The following is a 1,719-nucleotide window of genomic DNA, read 5'->3' as shown; positions in this document are numbered from 1 at the left end:
CTAGAAGACTCATGAAGATCTTGGTGAGGGGCTGTCCGGTCGGAGGCTGGGCAGCCCCGGTTCGCTATGCGGTGGCCGGAGTGAGTTGCCAGCTGCCGTCAGTGTGGGTGAGTCCGAGGTTGATCAGTCGGCGGAGGTTGAGGGCGGCTGCTCGAGTGTGGAGCCACATGTTGTTGTTGATGGTTCCGCGGTAGCGGAGTCTGCGGTTGCCGTGCTGGACGAGCCAGGCGACGGCGCGTTCCACCGGTGGTCGCCAGCGGCGGTAGTCGGCTTGCCAGTCCGGGTCGGTGGCGGCTTGGCGGCGGGCGGCCGCTTGCAGGTCGTGGTGTGGGCGGATGGTCAGGATGCGGCCGGCTTTGGCCTTGGTGCACCGCTGGCGGAGCAGGCATCCGGTGCACAGGTTCCCGAACGCCGCCTTGCGCTGGTGATGCTGTCCGCCGGGATCCGACAGGGCAACGGTGTGCTTGGCGGGGCAGGTGACCGTGGCGGCGGCGGTGTCGATGGCGAAGTCGTCCAGAGTGAAGCCGCCGGGGACGGCGGGCCGTAGTGGGGCGGGCTTGAAGAACAGCCGGTGCCCAGTGTGGTGCAGGGCTTGGCGGGTGTCGCCGGCGGAGTAGGCGGTGTCGCCGAAGGCGTCCACCGGGCTGTCCTCGTCGGCCAGCAGGTCCAGGCCGACGCTGGCTTCGTGGTGCTCGGCTCCGGCGCCGGGCCGCAGAGCCACGGCGGTGTATAAACCGGTCTCGGGCTCGAATGCGATGTGGGCCTTGAAACCGTCCTGCTGATGGCTGCGGGTCTTGTGCACGTGCCTGGACTGCGGGTCGACGGTGGAGACCATCCGGTTCGGCACTGTGCCCTGGCTGATGCGCCAGCGTCCGTCGCGCCCGTCGGAGTCCTCGGCTGGCTCGACGTCCTGGCCTGCGACCAGGGCCAGGATGCCGACCGCGTTCGCGGCCTTCTCACCGAGTTGCTGCTCGGGCAGGTGCCCCAGCAGTTGCAGCGCGTCACCGACCAGGGCGTCGACGAGGTCGGCACGGGCCTGCTCGTCGTTCCAGGCGATCCTCGGCTTGCCCGGGTCGTTGTAGTCGTGCGCGCTGCAGTGGGCCGCAGCCACCTCGCCGGCCCCGGGGACTTCTCTGATCACCGCCCGGATGGCGGCGATGATCTGCGTGACGGTGTCCTGGGTGGCCACCGCGTCGTCCAGCACGGTGGAATCCAGCGCCCGGCGGTGCTTGCCCTTCAACACACCGGTGGCCGCCACGACCTCACGGACAGCCTCGAAGACCCGATTCGGCCGGGCCGAACGGGCCAGCCGGCGGCGGAAGTAGGCCAGCAGCGACGGATCGAACGCCATGTCATGAAGGCCCAGTCCACAGGCCGCTTTCCACCGCAGGTCACACCGCAGTTCCTGGACCGTCTCCCAGTCGGACAGGCCATGCAGGGCCTGCAGCGTGATCGCAGCGGCCAGGACCTGCGGCGGCATACTCGGCCGCCCGTTCGCCGACGGATACATGTCCGCGAACATCCCCGCCGGGAACAGCACACCACGGTGCTCGGCCAGGAACGCGAACACACTCCCAGCCGGGATCAACCCCCGGCAGGTCTCCCACACATCCGGCCCGACCGTGTCCCCGGCCCATTCCCCCATCACCACGAAACCACTCTGGCCCCGCCACTCACGCGGCGGGACCAGAACTCCAAGATCTTCATGACTCTTCTAGG

At 69.0% G+C, this 1,719-nt stretch carries 1 protein-coding gene; it reads right to left on the bottom strand.

Going from position 1 to position 1,719, the window contains the following annotated elements:
* Positions 1-64: 64 nt before the first annotated feature.
* The gene (locus tag ACH4TG_RS40920) at positions 65-1,645 is read right to left on the bottom strand and encodes an IS1182 family transposase (RefSeq protein WP_398248407.1); all 1,581 of its coding nucleotides are present in this window, start codon (positions 1,643-1,645) and stop codon (positions 65-67) included.
* Between the last annotated feature and the right edge of the window lie 74 nt (positions 1,646-1,719).

This window comes from Streptomyces sp. NPDC020917 (assembly GCF_044333795.1).
In the GTDB taxonomy this organism is placed as follows: domain Bacteria; phylum Actinomycetota; class Actinomycetes; order Streptomycetales; family Streptomycetaceae; genus Actinacidiphila.
The sequence above is the reverse complement of the archived record's forward strand: the minus strand, read 5'-3'. Positions and strand labels throughout refer to the sequence as shown.